Genomic DNA, 15554 nt, shown 5'->3' with positions numbered 1-15554 from the left:
AGTCGGCGTGTCGTGTGCGTGGCTTATGTGTCGCGCCGGGGCTCGGGCAAACCGACGTTGCGGTAGCGCCGTAATCGGCTGGCCAGCCGCTCGGCGGCGGGCAGCTCGCGCAGCGCGTACACCTCGGTGGCGATGGCCCGCGACAATCGCTGCGCGAACTCGACCGGCTCGTCGGCGGCAGCCTCTCCCTGGCCGGTCCCCCCGACAGCAGCACCCGATCGGTGGCGCCGTGCCGCAGCAACAGCCCCACCCCGGGCCGGTCGGGCCGTCGCCGCCACCACCGAGTCCCACGCCGCGACGTCGGGCGTCGATTCGGCTGGCGCCGATGCGGGCAGCGGCTCGGGAGGGTCGGCGATGACGGTCATGGCGCGGTCCAGGGTGCGGCGCAGCTCATCGAACCGGACGACGCCATCGATCACCCCATGCCGCTGGAGATTCTCCGCGGTCTGCACGCCCTCGGGGAAGGGCTCGCCGTAGAGGAGCTGGTACACGCGCGGGCCGAGGAAGCCGATCAACGCGCCCGGCTCGGCGACCGTCACATGGCCCGGCGAGCCCCAGGACGCGAACACCCCGCCCGTGGTCGGATTGCGGCAGATAAACCAGGTAGGGCAGGTGCGCTTGTCTGTGCAGCCGGACGGCCGCGGCGATCTTCACATCTGCAGAAACGCGACGGTGCCCTCTTGCATGTGGGTGCCGCCGGAGCTCGGCGAGGCGAGCAGCGGCAACCCCTCGGCCGTCGCCCGCTGCACCGCGGCGGTGATCCGCTCGGCCGCGGCAACCCCGATCGACCCGCCCAGGAAGCCGAACTCGCAGACCACCACCGCGACCCGGCGCCCGAAGACGCGCCCCTGGCCCGTGAGCACCGATTCGTCCAGGCCTGTCGCCGCCCGGGCGGCGGCGAGCTCTTGGACGTAGGACGCGGTGACCGGCACGCCGAGCGGTTCGCTGTCCCAGCGGATGAAGGAATTTTCGTCCAGCACCGCATCGCGCAGTTGACCAGCCGTGATACGACTCACGTGACGAGGCTATATAGGAGGCTATATAGGGTGGCTGCCATGATCGGTGTTACCCAGGCCGAAGCCGTCATGACCATCGAGCTGCAGCGTCCCGAGCGCCGCAACGCGTTGAACTCCCAGCTGGTCGAGGAGCTGCGCGAAACTTTTCAGAAGGCCGGCGACGGCTCGATCCGGGCGATCGTGCTGACCGGCCAGGGGACGGCGTTCTGCGCCGGCGCGGACCTGAGCGGCGACGCCTTCGCCGCCGACTATCCCGACCGTCTCATCGAGCTGCACAGGCTGATGGACACCACGCTGATTCCGCTGATCGGCGCCATCAACGGCCCGGCCATCGGTGCGGGCCTGCAGCTGGCCATGCGCTGCGATCTGCGGGTCGTCGCACCGGAGGCATTCTTCCAGTTCCCGACATCGAAATATGGTCTGGCTCTTGATAACTGGAGTATCCGTCGGCTGTCCTCGCTGGTCGGCCACGGCCGGGCCAGCGCAATGCTGCTCACCGCCGAGAAGCTGACCGCCGAAACGGCGCTGAACTGCGGGATGGCCAACCGCATCGGGACACTCGCGGACGCACGTGAGTGGGCCGCCGAGATCGCCGGCCTGGCGCCGCTGGCCATCCAGCACGCCAAGCGGGTGCTCAACGACGACGGCGCGATGGCGGACCAATGGCCCGAGCACAAGGAACTCTTCGACAAGGCCTGGAGCAGCCAAGACGTCGTCGAAGCCCAGGTCGCCAGGATCGAGAAGCGGCCGCCGAAGTTCCAGGGGGCCTGACAAAGATGCGAGGGACGCTAAGGCTGGTCGCCGGTACGGCATCGCTGGCGGCCGGTGGTTGGCTGGTGCGAGCGCTGCACGGCGCGCCGGATGCGCTCGGCGCCCATCCCGCCTCGATCGCGGCGGTGGCCGCCGGGTCGCCGCACTACCGCGACGGCGTGTTCGTCAACCTCGAGGCCGCCTCCGAAACCAAGTTGGACCGCGAGCAACTGCGGCTGGTCGCGTGGGAGCTGATCGGCAACCGGAGCGGAAGCCGGCCGAAGGGGCCGATTCCGCTGGCGTCGCCGGGGATCCTCGACGCCGGCCCGAGCCGGCTGGCCGTCAGCTGGTTCGGCCATTCCACGGCGCTGCTGGAGATCGACGGTTACCGGGTGCTCACCGATCCCGTATGGAGCGACCGGTGTTCGCCGTCGGACGTCGTCGGCCCGCAGCGGCTGCATCCGCCGCCGCTCCAACTCGAGGCGCTGCCGGCCATCGATGCGGTGGTGATCAGCCATGACCATTATGACCACCTCGACATCGACACGGTCAGGGCGCTGGCCCGCACTCAGCGTGCACCGTTCTTCGTACCGCTCGGCATCGGGGCCCACCTTCGCCGGTGGGGGATACCCGAGCAGCGCGTCATCGAGCTCGACTGGCATCAGAGCGCCAAAGTCGACGAGCTGGAGGTGGTGTGCGTGCCGGCGCGGCACTTCTCGGGACGCTTTCTCGACCGCAATACGACGCTATGGGCGTCGTGGGCGTTCGTCGGCCCGACGCATCGCGCGTACTTCGGCGGCGACACCGGCTACACCAAGAGCTTCGAGCAGATCGGCGCCGATCACGGGCCCTTCGACCTGACGCTGCTGCCCATCGGGGCCTACAACACTGCGTGGCCCGACGTACACATGAACCCCGAGGAGGCGGTGCGGGCGCATCTGGACGTCACCGACGGCGGACTGCTGGTGCCGATCCATTGGGGCACTTTCCGATTGGCCCCGCACCCGTGGGCGGAACCGGTTGAGCGCCTGCTCGCCGCCGCCGCCCCGGAGCGGGTGAAGGTGGCGGTGCCGCTGCCGGGTCAACGCATCGATCCCGCGGCACCGGAGAAATTCGACCCCTGGTGGCGGCTGTAGATTCACCCGGCGCGCATCGTCACCGCGTTAGGGTTCGCGGATGACCAAACGCACGGCCGCGGCCGCCCTCACCGCGGCGCTGCTCGGGTTGACGGGATGCGGGTCCGCGCAGCCGACAGCGGGGCCGCCGTCCACACTGTCTGACGCCCCGCCCAACCAGGTCTCCGGCGTGGCGATCCCCGCCGGTCGCATCGACGAGGCCGTCGCCAAGCTGGACGGACTGGTCGGTGACCTGATGAAAAGCACCGGCATCCCGGGAATGGCCGTAGCCGTCGTGCACGGTGGAAAGGTGTTGTACACCAAAGGTTTTGGCATAAAGGATGCCGGCAAGGGGCGGGGCCGGGATAACCAGGTGGACGCCGACACCGTCTTCCAGCTGGCCTCGGTGTCCAAATCGGTGGGCGCGACGGTAATCGCCCACGAGGTCAGCGACAACGTCGTCGCGTGGGACACGCCCGTCGCGTCCAAGCTGCCGTGGTTCACCCTGAATGATCCCTACGTCACCGGCCATGTGACCGTCGGCGACCTGTATTCGCATCGCTCCGGGTTGCCGGACCATGCCGGTGACAAGCTCGAAGACCTGGGCTACGACCGCCGACAAACGCTCGAGCGGCTCAAGTACCTGCCGTTGGATGCCTTCCGAATCAGCTACGCCTACACCAACTATGGGATCACCGCCGGTGCCGAGGCGGTGGCGGCCGCGGCGGGCAAGCTTTGGGAGGACCTGTCCGACGAGGTGCTCTACCGCCCGCTGGGAATGGCGTCGACCAGTTCGCGGTTCGCCGACTTCATCGCCCGGCCCAACCATGCGGTCAACCACATCAAGATCGATGACAACTGGCAGGCCCGCTTCCAGCGCGACCCGGATCCCCAGTCGCCGGCGGGCGGCGTGAGTTCATCGGTGAACGACATGGCGCGCTGGCTATTGATGTTGCTGGGCAACGGAACCTACAACGGCCACCGGATCACGTCGCCGGAAGCCCTGCTGCCTGCCACCAGCCCGCAAATCGTGTCATCGCCCGCCAAAGCGGCGCAGGCGCGCACCGGATTTTACGGATACGGCTTCAACTCCTCGGTCGATTCGTCGGGACGCACCGAGTACAGCCATTCCGGCGCTTTCGATTTGGGCGCGGCCACCAACTTCGTGGTTTTGCCCTCTGAGGATTTGGGCATTATCGCGCTGACCAACGCCGCGCCCTACGGCATCCCGGAAACGCTCACCGCCGAATTCATGGACCTCGTCCAGTACGGTCAGATCCGCGAGGATTGGGGACCCTTGTACAAGAAGGCGATCGGCTGGCTGAACAACCCGGTCGGCTCGCTGGCCGGCAAGCAGCCCCCGGCCAACCCCGCCCCGGCCAGACCGCTCAGTGACTACGTCGGCAGCTACGCCAGCGACTACTGGGGACCGGCCGTGGTGACCGAACACGACGGCGCGCTGCAACTGGCAATGGGGCCGAAAAACCGGACGGCCACCCTCACCCACTGGGACGGCGATACCTTCACCTTCGCGCTGACCGACGAAAATGCTCCACCCGGAACGATTTCCAAAGCTGTTTTTGCGGGCAATGCGCTGAACTTGGAGTATTACGACTCGAACAAGCTGGGAACCTTCGCGCGATGACTCTTGCACACGCCTCTGGCCTGACCGACGCCGAAGTGGCGCAGCGGGTGGCCGACGGCAGGAGCAACGCGGTACGGGAACGCGCCACCCGCAGCATCACCGATATCGTCCGGGCCAACATCTTCACCCGGATCAACGCGATCCTGGGGGTGTTGCTGCTGATCGTGCTCGCGACGGGCTCGGTGATCAACGGGATGTTCGGGCTGTTGATCATCGCCAACAGCGTCGTCGGCATGGTTCAAGAAATCCGGGCCAAGCAAACGCTGGACAAGCTCGCCATCGTGGGGCAGGCGAAACCCTTGGTGCGCAGGCAATCCAGAACCGAAGCGGTGTCGCCCGGTGAAGTGGTGCTCGACGACATCGTCGAGCTGGGCCCCGGAGATCAGGTCGTCGTCGACGGCAAGATCGTCGAGGAGGCGAACCTGGAGGTCGACGAGTCGCTGCTGACCGGGGAGGCCGACCCGATCGCCAAGGCCGTTGGCGACGCGGTGATGTCGGGCAGCTTCGTCGTCGCGGGGAGCGGCGCCTACCGCGCCACCAAGGTCGGCCCGGACGCGTACGCGGCCAAGGTCGCCGAGGAGGCCAGCAAGTTCACCTTGGTGAAATCCGAACTGCGTAGCGGCATTAACCGCATCCTGCAGTTCATCACCTACCTGTTGGTGCCCGCCGGACTGCTGACCATCTATACGCAGCTGTTCACCACGCGCGCGGACTGGCGGCAGGCCGTGCTGCGCACGGTCGGCGCACTGGTGCCCATGGTCCCCGAAGGGCTGGTGTTGTTGACCTCGGTCGCGTTCGCCGTCGGGGTCGTGCGACTCGGTCAGCGCCGGTGCCTGGTGCAGGAGTTGCCCGCCATCGAGGGACTCGCGCGCGTCGACGTGGTCTGCGCGGACAAGACGGGCACCCTCACCGAGAGCGGCATGCGGGTCGCGACCGTGGACGATCTCGACCACTCGGGGGAGGGGGAGCGGATCGCCGACGTGCTGGCCTCGTTGGCCGCCGCCGATCCCCGACCCAACGCGAGCATGCGGGCCATCGCCGAGACCTATCACCGGCCCCCCGGCTGGACCGCCACGGCGACAGCACCTTTCAAGTCGGCCACCAAATGGAGCGGCGTCTCCTTCCAAGACCACGGCAATTGGGTGTTGGGGGCTACGGACGTGTTGCTCGAGCCGGCGTCGGCGGCGGCCGAACAGGCCGAGCGGCTCGGCGCGCAGGGGCTACGGGTCCTGCTGGTCGGCGCGGGTGACGTCGCCGTCGACCACCCCGACGCGCCGGGCCGCGTCACCCCCGTCGCGTTAGTGGTCCTCGAACAGAAGCTGCGCCCGGACGCGCGCGAGACGCTGGATTACTTTGCCGAACAGGGCGTTTCGGTCAAGGTGCTGTCCGGGGACAACGCGGTTTCGGTCGGCGCCGTCGCCGACAAGCTCGGGCTGCGCGGCGAAACGATGGACGCGCGCCGATTGCCCTCGGAATCCACGCAATTGGCCGACGCGCTGGACACCCACACCACCTTCGGCAGGGTGCGGCCGGACCAGAAACGCGCCATGGTGCACGCCCTGCAAACACACGGGCACACCGTCGCGATGACCGGCGACGGCGTCAACGACGTGCTAGCCCTCAAGGATGCCGACATCGGTGTCGCCATGGGCGCAGGCAGCCCGGCAGCGCGCGCCGTCGCGCAGATCGTATTGCTGGACAACAGATTTGCGACGCTGCCTTACGTCGTCGGCGAGGGCCGGCGGGTGATCGGCAACATCGAGCGCGTCGCCAACCTGTTTCTGACCAAAACGGTGTACTCGGTCCTGCTGGCGTTGCTGGTGGGCGTCGAATGCCTGCTCGCGAAACCGCTCAAAGCCGACCCGCTGCTGTATCCGTTCCAGCCCATCCACGTCACCATCGCGGCCTGGTTCACCATCGGCATACCGTCGTTCATCCTGTCGCTGGCGCCCAACAACGAACGCGCCCACGCGGGCTTCGTGCGCCGGGTCCTCTCGTCCGCGCTGCCCTCCGGACTGATCGTCGGGACCGCGACGTTCGCCTCCTACCTGCTGGCCTATCACGGTCGTCACGCCAGCTTCGCCCAACAGGATCAGGCGTCCACGGCGGCCCTGATCACGTTGCTGATGACGGCGCTGTGGGTGCTGGCGGTGGTGGCCCGACCGTACCAGTGGTGGCGGGTGGCGCTGGTAATCGCTTCAGGCCTGGCCTATGTCGTGATTTTCAGCCTGCCGCTGGCGCGTAAGGCGTTCCTGCTCGACCCGTCCAATGTCGCGGTGACGTCCACCGCGCTGGGCATCGGTGTGCTGGGCGCCGCCGCCATCGAGACCACGTGGTGGATCCGCGCCAAAGTGCTGGGCGTGCAGCCGCGGTTGTGGCGCTGAGCGCGCCCAACTCACCCGCAGTGGCTTGTCGCCGGCCAAGTACGATGCCGGGAAAAGGGAGGGCGCATGGGTTTCCTGGACAAGGCAAAAGACCTGTTGTCGCAGAACACCGACAAGGTCGAGATGGCGATCGACAAGGCCGGCGAGTTCGTCGACGAGAAGACGCAGGGCAAGTACACCGACACCATCCACCAGGTGCAGGAGCAGGCCAGGAAGGCCACCGGCGCTGCAGACTCCGGCGACCAGCAGAACTGAGCGATGGCGAAGCTTTCCGGATCCATCGATGTCCCGCTGGCACCCGAGGTGGCCTGGCAGCACGCCTCCGATCTGTCCCGGTATAAGGACTGGCTGACCATTCATCGGGTGTGGCGCAGCATCCTGCCCGACGAGATAGAAAAGGGTACGGTCGTCGAGTCGATCGTCGAGGTCAAGGGCATGTACAGCCGGATCAAATGGACGGTCGTGCGCTACAAGCCGCCCGAGGGCATGACGCTCAACGGCGATGGCGTCGGCGGGGTCAAGGTCAAGCTGATGGCCAAGATCGCGCCCAAGGACGACGGCTCCATCGTCAGCTTCGACGTGCACCTGGGCGGGCCGGCGCTGTTCGGTCCCATCGGCTTGATCGTCGCCGCCGCCCTGCGGGGCGACATCAACCAATCGCTGGAAAACTTCGTCACGGTGTTCACCCGAGTCGACCCGAGCACGAACGGCGGCGGTGGGGCTCATCGCTGATCGCCGGCGCCGATGAGTTTTAGGCTTGGCAGCGGTCGATAAGTGTGAAGCCCTTTCCTTCGGGGCCAGGACACCACCACCAGGAGGTCACCGTGCCTATCCGTGACTGCGCCCCGCTGGGCGCTCCATGCTGGATCGATCTGACCACGTCCGACGTCACCCGCGCCCGGGAGTTCTACGGCACGGTCTTCGGCTGGACATTCGAGTCCGCCGGACCCGAGTACGGCGGCTACGTCAATGCCGCCAAGGACGGCCACCCCGTGGCAGGCATCATGGCCAACCGGCCCGAAGCCGAGGCGCCCGACCACTGGGCCACCTACTTCCACACCGCCGAGATCGACACCACACTCGCCGCCGTGACCGGGGCCGGTGGCTCGGTGTGCATGGCGATGGAGGTGCCCGCCAAGGGCCACATGGCTGTGGCGACCGACCCCGCGGGCGCGGTGTTCGGACTGTGGCAGCCGCTGGGCCACCGCGGCTTCGAGCTCATCGGGGCAGCGGGCGCCCCGGTGTGGCACCAGCTGACCACACGCGGCTACGGCGCGGCCCTCGACTTCTACCGCGACGTCCTTGGATGGCAGACCGAGCCCGTCTCCGACACCGACGAATTCCGTTACAGCACGGCGCGATTCGGTGACGAGCAATTGCTCGGCGTAATGGACGGCGCCGCATTCCTGCCACAGGACATCCCGTCGAACTGGGTGATCTTCTTCGGCGCCGAGGACGTCGATAAGACCCTGCGGCTGATCGCCGACAACGGCGGCACGGTGGTGCGCGACGCCGAGGACACCCCCTACGGACGGCTGGCCGCGGCGGGCGATCCGACGGGTGCGGTCTTCAATCTGTCCTCGCTGCAGACCTAGCGCCTCGTCTCCGACGCCGGGCTGGGGGGCACCGCCCCCCTTGCGGGGGACACCCTGGCGGTGCCATCGGCGATCGGCGCCACGCTAGGGGGACGCTCGCTCACGTCGGCCGGCGTCGGGGTCCGTTAGTCTCGCTACCATGACTCGCCGACTGCGCCCCGGTTGGCTGGTGGCGCTTTTCGCCGTCATGGTGTCGGCCAGCGCATGGCTGCCGTGGCTGCGGACGGGTGTTAATGGTGGGGGCTGGGCCAACGCCATCGGCGGCGCCCACGGCAACCTGGAGCTGCCCCGGGGGTTCGGTGCGGGTCAGCTCATCGTGCTGTTGGCCTCGACCCTGTTGGTGGTCGGCGCGATGATGGGTCGCGGTTTGTCGGTGAAGATCACTTCGGTTGCCGCACTGCTGATTTCGGTGCTGATCGTGGCGCTGACGGTCTGGTACTACAAGCTCAACGTCAACCCGCCGGTGTCGGCCGAATACGGGCTGTACGTCGGCGCGGGGGCCGCCGTCTGTGCGGTCGCGTGCTCGCTGGTGGCCGTCATCGTCGCCTTGGCTTCCGGACGGTCCGGCCGCTGAACCGTCAGGCCGACGGGAATTCGTGTTTTCCCGAGGCGCTGCTGTTCTCGGGCTCGTTGACACCGAATACGAAGGGCGCGAACACGATTTCGCGCCCATCCGGGTCGCGGAAGGTGGCCGCACCCGTGGCCTCCCAGTAGGGGTGCTGTTCGACGGGCTCGATGCCCGCATCGCGCAGGCGCGTAAGGGCTGCTTGCTGCGCCTGCCGCTCGGGAAAGTACAGACACAGCTGGTCGTGATGGTCCACTGCGACGGCTTCGACGGCCTCCACGATTTCCATGGTGAGATTCCAGCTGGGCAATCCGAAGATGGCGCCGTTGCTTCCGTAGCTGTCCCCGAACGTCTCGTAGAGCGGCAGCCCCACCAGATCGCGGTAAAAGTGCACGGTTTCCGCGAAATGTGAGGAGCGGCGCGCGAAACGGATGGCGCCGATCTGCGCCAGTCGCAGCGGCCAGTGCGTCTTGTGGTGGTGGTGTTTGTCGGCGCTCATCACAGTCCGATCGCGTTAGCGGCCGAGTCGGTGGTGTCCCAGCGCCGCAATTGGGCACCGGGCGCCCACGTCGAGTGGGTGCCGCTGGAAATGCGTTCGGGCAGTTGCAGTTTGCACACCGGGCCGTCACCGACCCGGGCGGCGTCGAAGACCAGGCAGTAGGAGGCGTCGGTGTTCATGTCGGTGGTAAGGGTGACCAGGTAGCCGTCGTCTTCACCGGTGGCGCCCACGCGCGGCGCCATCGCGGTCTCGCTGCCGTAGACGCCCTCACCGAACGAGAACCCCTCTTCGGTTCCGGTGCGCAGGTCATGTTTGACCAGGCCGTCGAACAAGAACCAGCCGGGCTTGCCGGTGGCAGCATAGGTGTAGCGGTAGTCGCCGCCGGCGCACTCGGGATTGATGGTGCCGAACTCGGTGATGGACTCCGAGAGCCGCTCTTCTCGTACCGCCCCGGTAACCAGATTGAATCGCCATCGGTGCAGCCGAGCCTGCAGGCGATCCAGGGCGAGGAAGCGAAATAGCTTGTCCCACTTAGTTCCTCCGGTATCAAGCGGGGACGGATCACCTTCGAAGAAGCCGTCGAGCACGATCTCGTCGCCGTCCTCGTAGGCGTTGGTGAAGTGCAGCACGAAGGTGGGGTCGGCCTCGAACCAGCGAATGTCTTCGGTGCCGCCACGGCGCGGGATCACCGCGAACCGCGACGGGATGTCGGGATAGAAGCGCGGCAGGTGTACGTCGTGCTCGAGCAGCTGGGGATCCCAGAACAATGGGAAATCGTTGAGGATGGCGTAGTTCTCGGTAAACGCCATGTCGTGGGGGAGACGCGGTCCGGGTAGCGGGATGTCGACATAGTGCGTCAGCTCGTTGCGGTTGTCGACCACGCCGTAGTGCATGTACGGCTCTTGCTTGCTGTAGTTGAAGAACAGCAGTTCACCGGTTCTGTTGTCTACCTTGGGATGTGCGGACACACCCCAATCGGCCGGAAAGCTGCCGTTCCAGGACTCCTTGCCCAGCGTGTCTGCCGAGTACGGGTCGATCCGGTACAGGTCGCCGCACTGGTAGAAGCTGGTCAGCGCGATTCCGCGGTGGACGATGACGTCCGTGCTCGACGCGTCCTTCATCTTCGTACGCGCGCCCCACCCTTGATCACGGCGGGCCAGTTGCACGGGCTCGGCCAGACCCGGCCACAGCGGCTCGCCGGCCTCGTTCTCGGCCAGTAAACCGTCGGTGCGGATGAATCGGTTGCGGTAGAAGGCCTTTCCGTCACGGAAGCCGACCACGTGCACCATCCCGTCGCCGTCGAACGGGTGATAGGTCTTCAGCGCCGGGTGCAGTGGGTTCTCGGTGTTGCGCAGGTAGACGCCGTCCAGATCGCGGGGGATCTCACCCTCGACCGCGAGGAGGTCGTCGGCGTCCCACTCGGTGCTCTGGGGGCGCCACGGTCCGGTGCGGTACGGGTGCTCGTCGTCTTCGGGCAGCGTGGAGAGGTACTTGCCGACGATCTCAACGTCCATGGTCAGATGCCTTCGGTGCCGCTGACGACGAAACTCACTGTGGTGGCGGTGCTGCCGCCGAAATTCAGGGTGCCGAAGGTCTGGGCGCCATCGACTTGATACTCCCCGGCGGCGTCGCTGACCTGCTTGGCCGCGTCGAGCAGCATCCGCACGCCGGAGGCTCCGACCGGATGTCCGCCGCCGATCAGCCCGCCGCTGGGGTTGATCGGCAGCCGACCTCCGATCTCGATCTCGCCGTTCTCGATTGCCTTCCACGATTCGCCCGGGCCGGTCAGCCCGATGTGGTCGATCGCCAGGTACTCGCTGGGGGTGAAGCAGTCATGCACTTCGAATCCGTCGACATCGTCGAGGCTGCGCTGTGCGCGACGCAGCGCGTCGAGTACGGCGGCCCGCACATGGGGCAGGACGTACGGGTCGCCGTCAGCGCGATCCAGTTTCTGTCGCAGACCCAGCCCGACCGTGCGATGGCCCCACCCGTCGATCCGGGCGATCGTGCGCGCATCGGGATGATCGCGCAGATAGGTGTCGTTGACGAGGACCAATCCCGCGCCGCCATCGGTCATTTGGCTGCAGTCGAATCGGCGCAGTCGGCCTTCGGTGATGGGGTTGGTCGCGTCGTCGTCGATGATCGGGTCGGGGACGGTCCATTCCCGGGTTTGGGCGTTGGGGTTACGCCGCGCGTTTGCGAAGTTCAGCTGTGCGATGGCCCGCAGGTGCGCGTCGTCCAGGCCGTACCGCCGGTCGTACTCGTCGGCCACTTGGGCGAACATGGATGGCCACAGGTAGCGGGCGTCGGCCCCCTCGTGCCCGGTCCACGCGGCCGCACCCAGATGCTGGGCGGCGGTGTCGCCGGGGACGGTCTTCTCCAACTCGATGCCCACCACCAGCGCGGCGTCGTAGGCGCCCGATCGCAGATCGGCCATTGCCGAGAGCGCCGCCACGCTGCCAGAGGCGCAGGCCGCCTCGTGCCGCGAAGCGGGTGTATCCCAGAGGCCATCGCACACCGTGGCCGGCATCGCTCCGAGGTGGCCCTGGCCCGCGAACATCTCGCCGAAGGCGTTGCCGACGTGCACCACCTCGACGTCGGCCGCATCGACCCTGGCCGCGGTGAGCGTTGCGGTGACGACCTCGGCGGTCAGCGCGGCGAAGTCGCGGCCTTCTTTGGTGAGGTTGCGAGCGAAATCGCTTTGGTAACCACCGAGAATCCACACACCGGCCGAGTCATCCATACGCCGACGGTACTCTCGCACGGCTGGGTTGTTCAGGCCTATCGGCGACCCGATGCGGACCGGTGTAGGTCGGCAAAAGGGCCCAAGAGAGGGCGGCCCCGTCGGCTCTCGGGCTGAACCGACGGGACCTAGACGGGTGCGAAGGCCGGCCCACGCACACGCCTCTTCTGGATCATTGCCACCGATGAGGGTCGACAAACATGCTGACCCCATCTCGTTTGAATGACACGCCGTCGGCGCTACGCCGGGCGATCGATGATTTGTGTTTTGCGCGTGTGCAATAGAGCCTTTCGACGGTTGCACGGATGCGAGCTGAGCTGCGGCAATGTGGTGCGCTTGTACCGATTCGAATCGACGGCTCGCCGCCGCTGCTCGGCCGAGACACAGCCTGCCGCGCCAATCGTCTGCGGTCGGCGGTTTGTGTGCCGCCCAGCAAACTGGCGATGTCGCTTGCCTCGGCACCCGCAACCGCCGCGCCGATGCCGCGAGGCCGGTGATGAAGTGCCCGCCGCACAGCAACAAGCCGGCGGGGGCCAACGTTCAACACCTGTCGGTGGTGCCGGTCTGTGGTCCATCCTGGCACCGCGCGGGTCAGGTAGCCCAATTCGGGGCCGACGCCGGCAAAGCTGCTAACGCTTTCCATCTGCTCATATGGATGGTGAGCTAATCGTCCGACGGTGCGGCCTAGGCGGGTAGCGCTGCGTTGCGACACGGTCACGGATGGATACCTATCAACTCATCACTGGTCACATTTGCCCCGCAGATCACTATCGTCACATGGGCCAGCTAAGGGACGTCAACGCGGTGTCCTACCCCTCGAAAGGTGCTACATGTCGGCGTTTCTGCGAAGTGTGTCGCTATCGATGGCGTCGGCGGCCGCGATCGGATTCGTCCTCGTGGTGGGGCCCGCGCCAATTGCACACGCCACACCGTGCGGGGCACCCGAGGCGAACGTGGATCCTCCCGCTGCGCCCCCGGCCATGCCGGCGCCCCAGCCCGTCGTGCAGCCGCCGACTGGGCGCCGGCCCACGCATACGAATGACCAGGCGCCGCTACCGAGGCTGGGCCCACTGATCTCGTCATTGCTCAAGCCGACCGCTCCGGGCCGGCAGTACTCCGCGCCGCTGCACCCGCAAGCCGAGGTGCTGCCACCCGGGCCCAATCCGCCCGCGCCCGGCGTTCCGCTACCACCTAACGCAAACCAGCTGCGCCCCAACGCCGCTCCGATTCCACAACCGCAGCCGCAGCCGCAACCCGAGCCTGGACCGCCGCCTCCTTCGATCGCGGGGGCTCCGACGTCGCTCGTCGACTGGGTGACCGGACCGAACGGCCCAAACAAGACCCTGCAACGTTTCAGCATCTCCGGTACCGACCTCGGGATTGCCTGGGACAACGGTGATCCCGCCAACCGTCAGGTACTGATGGCCTTCGGTGACACCTTCGGCTATTGCAAGGTGCACGGCCAGCAGTGGCGTTACAACACCCTGTTCCGCAGCAACGATCACGATCTGTCCAAGGGCATTCACATCGCCGACGGTGTGGCGAACGACAGGTATTCCGGCTCACCGGTGTGGGCGCCCGGGCTTTCCAAGCAGGTCGTCAACACCATTCACAAGGCCGCGCACGAGACGGGCATCATTCCCACTGCGGCGATGTCCATGGGCAGAACCCAGTACATGAGTTACATGTCCATCCGCCAGTGGGGCCGTGACGGCGAATGGTCGACGAACTACTCGGCGATCGCCAGGTCCAACGACAATGGCCAGAACTGGGGGATCTTCCCGACGACCGTTCGCACGGCCTCGCCGGATGCCATTCCGGGAGCGGGGTTTACGCCGGGAAATGAGAATTTCCAAATGGGCGCGTTCATGAAGGGGAACGACGGTTACCTCTACCAGTTCGGCACGCCGTCAGGACGCGGCGGCGCGGCTTTTCTCTCGCGAGTGCCGCCGAATCAATTGCCCGACTTGACCAAGTACCAGTACTGGAACGGCGACAATGGCGGCCATTGGGTGGCGAACAACCCGGGCGCGGCCACACCGATCTTCCCGGGGCCGGTCGGCGAAATGTCCGCTCAGTACAACAGTTATCTCAAGCAATACCTGGTGCTGTACACCAACGGCGGCAGCAACGACGTGGTGGCACGTACCGCGCCGACGCCGCAGGGGCCATGGAGCCCCGAGCAACCGCTGGTGTCGTCTTTCCAAATGCCCGGCGGGATCTATGCGCCGATGATCCATCCCTGGTCGTCTGGACGAGACCTGTATTTCAACCTGTCGTTGTGGTCGGCATACGACGTGATGCTGATGCACACCGTGTTGCCGTAGAGCCGTTGCCGGCGAACAACGACGGCCGAGGGAGCGGCGCTTTCGCTCGCAGACGCCCGGGGGGATGCGGGCGTCTGCGGCGTTAGCTTGCCGGGGAGGTAAACACCGCAAAGTCAGTTAGCTGGCGGCTGAAGGCTTTTCAGAGGACTGTCGTCGCCGACTTGCGTCAGTGCCGGCTACGGCGGGGGCAGCGGAATCCACCGCTTGCCATCCGTTGTCCAACCGCAGGGCAAATAGTTCCAGTGCGCCGGCGGATTGGAGTCGAAACTCAGGCATTTCGGTGTGTAGAACGAAGGGCCGGGAGGAGGTGGTGTCGGCTGGTTCTCAGCGCGTGCGATAGCCCCGCTGAGCATCACGGCTCCAACGGCCATCAGTGTCGCGACTGACTTTCGCATCGCAGGCTTGGCAAGTCTTTGTGCCTTGACGAAGCGACGGGCGCTACGTTTCTTCCCTCACACGCACGGCATCGATGCTAGTCCTCTTTTCCGCGCTTTGTGGGACTTGACCTTCTCCCGCCGACCTAGGTCGCCACACGCCGGGCGAAGGTCACGCGGCTCGGCCGGCCGCCGCGCCGCGGGCAATTCCCTTCATATTCGGTCCAATTGAAACCGCCGGAAAGGTTCTTGTTGGCGACCCGCCCTTCGTGGCCTCTTTTCTCGACCATCCGTACGCAAACGAGAGCGGTGGCATCGCACCGACCGAAATGCGCCATACGCTCGCGCGAATCGATCACGGAGGTGCCACGCCGTGCGACGGGCGCAGCAGCCCTCGTCCCACTTAGGCCGGTTCGATGAACGTTCCGGTGGCGGGTTGTGTCCCAATCGGTTAGCTCGCGGGTTTTCCAGCAGCGCATCCGTTACGTGCACCGACGGTAGGAGCCCCCGCAGTTCAGTTAGCCAGCTTCCGCAAAACGCA

At 66.5% G+C, this 15554-nt stretch carries 13 protein-coding genes and 1 pseudogene; 9 read left to right on the top strand and 5 right to left on the bottom strand.

Annotated features, from left to right (window positions below; genetic code table 11):
* Positions 1–23: 23 nt before the first annotated feature.
* A pseudogene (locus tag VFW69_RS19070) lies at positions 24–863 on the bottom strand (carboxyl transferase domain-containing protein).
* Between the two features lie 192 nt (positions 864–1055).
* Between VFW69_RS19070 and VFW69_RS19065 the strand changes: the two are divergent.
* From VFW69_RS19065 to VFW69_RS19030, 8 genes are all read left to right on the top strand, one after another.
* Complete coding sequence (locus tag VFW69_RS19065; protein WP_526503461.1) at positions 1056–1787, top strand: enoyl-CoA hydratase; 732 nt, start codon at positions 1056–1058, stop codon at positions 1785–1787.
* 5 nt (positions 1788–1792) lie between these two features.
* Positions 1793–2902 (top strand): MBL fold metallo-hydrolase, encoded by a 1110-nt coding sequence (locus tag VFW69_RS19060; protein ID WP_526503459.1) that lies wholly within the window; start codon positions 1793–1795, stop codon positions 2900–2902.
* Positions 2903–2942: 40 nt separating this feature from the next.
* On the top strand, positions 2943–4526 hold the full coding sequence (locus VFW69_RS19055; protein WP_526503457.1) for a serine hydrolase domain-containing protein: 1584 nt from the start codon (positions 2943–2945) through the stop codon (positions 4524–4526).
* On the top strand, positions 4523–6910 hold the full coding sequence (locus tag VFW69_RS19050; RefSeq protein WP_526503455.1) for a cation-translocating P-type ATPase: 2388 nt from the start codon (positions 4523–4525) through the stop codon (positions 6908–6910). Before VFW69_RS19055 ends, VFW69_RS19050 begins: the two co-directional genes overlap by 4 nt.
* Before the next feature lie 66 nt (positions 6911–6976).
* Positions 6977–7165: an Rv0909 family putative TA system antitoxin gene (locus VFW69_RS19045; RefSeq protein ID WP_526503453.1), complete on the top strand. Its 189-nt coding sequence runs from the start codon at positions 6977–6979 to the stop codon at positions 7163–7165.
* Between the two features lie 3 nt (positions 7166–7168).
* On the top strand, positions 7169–7642 hold the full coding sequence (locus VFW69_RS19040; RefSeq protein WP_526503451.1) for a type II toxin-antitoxin system Rv0910 family toxin: 474 nt from the start codon (positions 7169–7171) through the stop codon (positions 7640–7642).
* Positions 7643–7734: 92 nt separating this feature from the next.
* Positions 7735–8505, top strand: a complete 771-nt coding sequence (locus VFW69_RS19035; RefSeq protein WP_526503449.1) for a VOC family protein — start codon at positions 7735–7737, stop codon at positions 8503–8505.
* 139 nt (positions 8506–8644) lie between these two features.
* The gene (locus tag VFW69_RS19030) at positions 8645–9079 is read left to right on the top strand and encodes a hypothetical protein (protein ID WP_526503447.1); all 435 of its coding nucleotides are present in this window, start codon (positions 8645–8647) and stop codon (positions 9077–9079) included.
* 4 nt (positions 9080–9083) lie between these two features.
* On the opposite strand, the gene VFW69_RS19025 is transcribed toward VFW69_RS19030, so the two are convergent.
* The 3 genes from VFW69_RS19025 to VFW69_RS19015 are packed head-to-tail and all read right to left on the bottom strand — an operon-like array spanning position 9084 to position 12312.
* Positions 9084–9569 carry a VOC family protein gene (locus VFW69_RS19025; RefSeq protein WP_526503445.1) on the bottom strand — a complete coding sequence of 162 codons (486 nt, stop codon included), beginning with the start codon at positions 9567–9569 and terminating at the stop codon, positions 9084–9086.
* Positions 9569–11083: a carotenoid oxygenase family protein gene (locus VFW69_RS19020; RefSeq protein ID WP_526503443.1), complete on the bottom strand. Its 1515-nt coding sequence runs from the start codon at positions 11081–11083 to the stop codon at positions 9569–9571. Before VFW69_RS19020 ends, VFW69_RS19025 begins: the two co-directional genes overlap by 1 nt.
* Before the next feature lie 2 nt (positions 11084–11085).
* Positions 11086–12312, bottom strand: a complete 1227-nt coding sequence (locus tag VFW69_RS19015) for an acetyl-CoA acetyltransferase (protein WP_526503441.1) — start codon at positions 12310–12312, stop codon at positions 11086–11088.
* Positions 12313–13142: 830 nt separating this feature from the next.
* Between VFW69_RS19015 and VFW69_RS19010 the strand changes: the two genes are divergently transcribed.
* Positions 13143–14639 (top strand): DUF4185 domain-containing protein, encoded by a 1497-nt coding sequence (locus tag VFW69_RS19010; RefSeq protein WP_526503439.1) that lies wholly within the window; start codon positions 13143–13145, stop codon positions 14637–14639.
* A gap of 176 nt (positions 14640–14815) precedes the next feature.
* Here VFW69_RS19010 and VFW69_RS19005 read toward each other — a convergent pair whose 3' ends face one another.
* Complete coding sequence (locus VFW69_RS19005; protein WP_526503437.1) at positions 14816–15034, bottom strand: hypothetical protein; 219 nt, start codon at positions 15032–15034, stop codon at positions 14816–14818.
* Positions 15035–15554: the final 520 nt, after the last annotated feature.

The organism is Mycobacterium sp., from assembly GCF_036273375.1.
Classification (GTDB): Bacteria; Actinomycetota; Actinomycetes; order Mycobacteriales; family Mycobacteriaceae; genus Mycobacterium.
The sequence above is the reverse complement of the archived record's forward strand: the minus strand, read 5'-3'. Positions and strand labels throughout refer to the sequence as shown.

Coding starts and splice junctions, on each gene's coding strand:
- VFW69_RS19065 (WP_526503461.1), top strand. CDS start 1,056: ATGATCGGTGTTACCCAGGCCGAAGCCGTCATGACCATCGAGCTGCAG.
- VFW69_RS19060 (WP_526503459.1), top strand. CDS start 1,793: ATGCGAGGGACGCTAAGGCTGGTCGCCGGTACGGCATCGCTGGCGGCC.
- VFW69_RS19055 (WP_526503457.1), top strand. CDS start 2,943: ATGACCAAACGCACGGCCGCGGCCGCCCTCACCGCGGCGCTGCTCGGG.
- VFW69_RS19050 (WP_526503455.1), top strand. CDS start 4,523: ATGACTCTTGCACACGCCTCTGGCCTGACCGACGCCGAAGTGGCGCAG.
- VFW69_RS19045 (WP_526503453.1), top strand. CDS start 6,977: ATGGGTTTCCTGGACAAGGCAAAAGACCTGTTGTCGCAGAACACCGAC.
- VFW69_RS19040 (WP_526503451.1), top strand. CDS start 7,169: ATGGCGAAGCTTTCCGGATCCATCGATGTCCCGCTGGCACCCGAGGTG.
- VFW69_RS19030 (WP_526503447.1), top strand. CDS start 8,645: ATGACTCGCCGACTGCGCCCCGGTTGGCTGGTGGCGCTTTTCGCCGTC.
- VFW69_RS19025 (WP_526503445.1), bottom strand. CDS start 9,569: ATGAGCGCCGACAAACACCACCACCACAAGACGCACTGGCCGCTGCGA.
- VFW69_RS19020 (WP_526503443.1), bottom strand. CDS start 11,083: ATGGACGTTGAGATCGTCGGCAAGTACCTCTCCACGCTGCCCGAAGAC.
- VFW69_RS19015 (WP_526503441.1), bottom strand. CDS start 12,312: ATGGATGACTCGGCCGGTGTGTGGATTCTCGGTGGTTACCAAAGCGAT.
- VFW69_RS19010 (WP_526503439.1), top strand. CDS start 13,143: ATGTCGGCGTTTCTGCGAAGTGTGTCGCTATCGATGGCGTCGGCGGCC.
- VFW69_RS19005 (WP_526503437.1), bottom strand. CDS start 15,034: ATGCGAAAGTCAGTCGCGACACTGATGGCCGTTGGAGCCGTGATGCTC.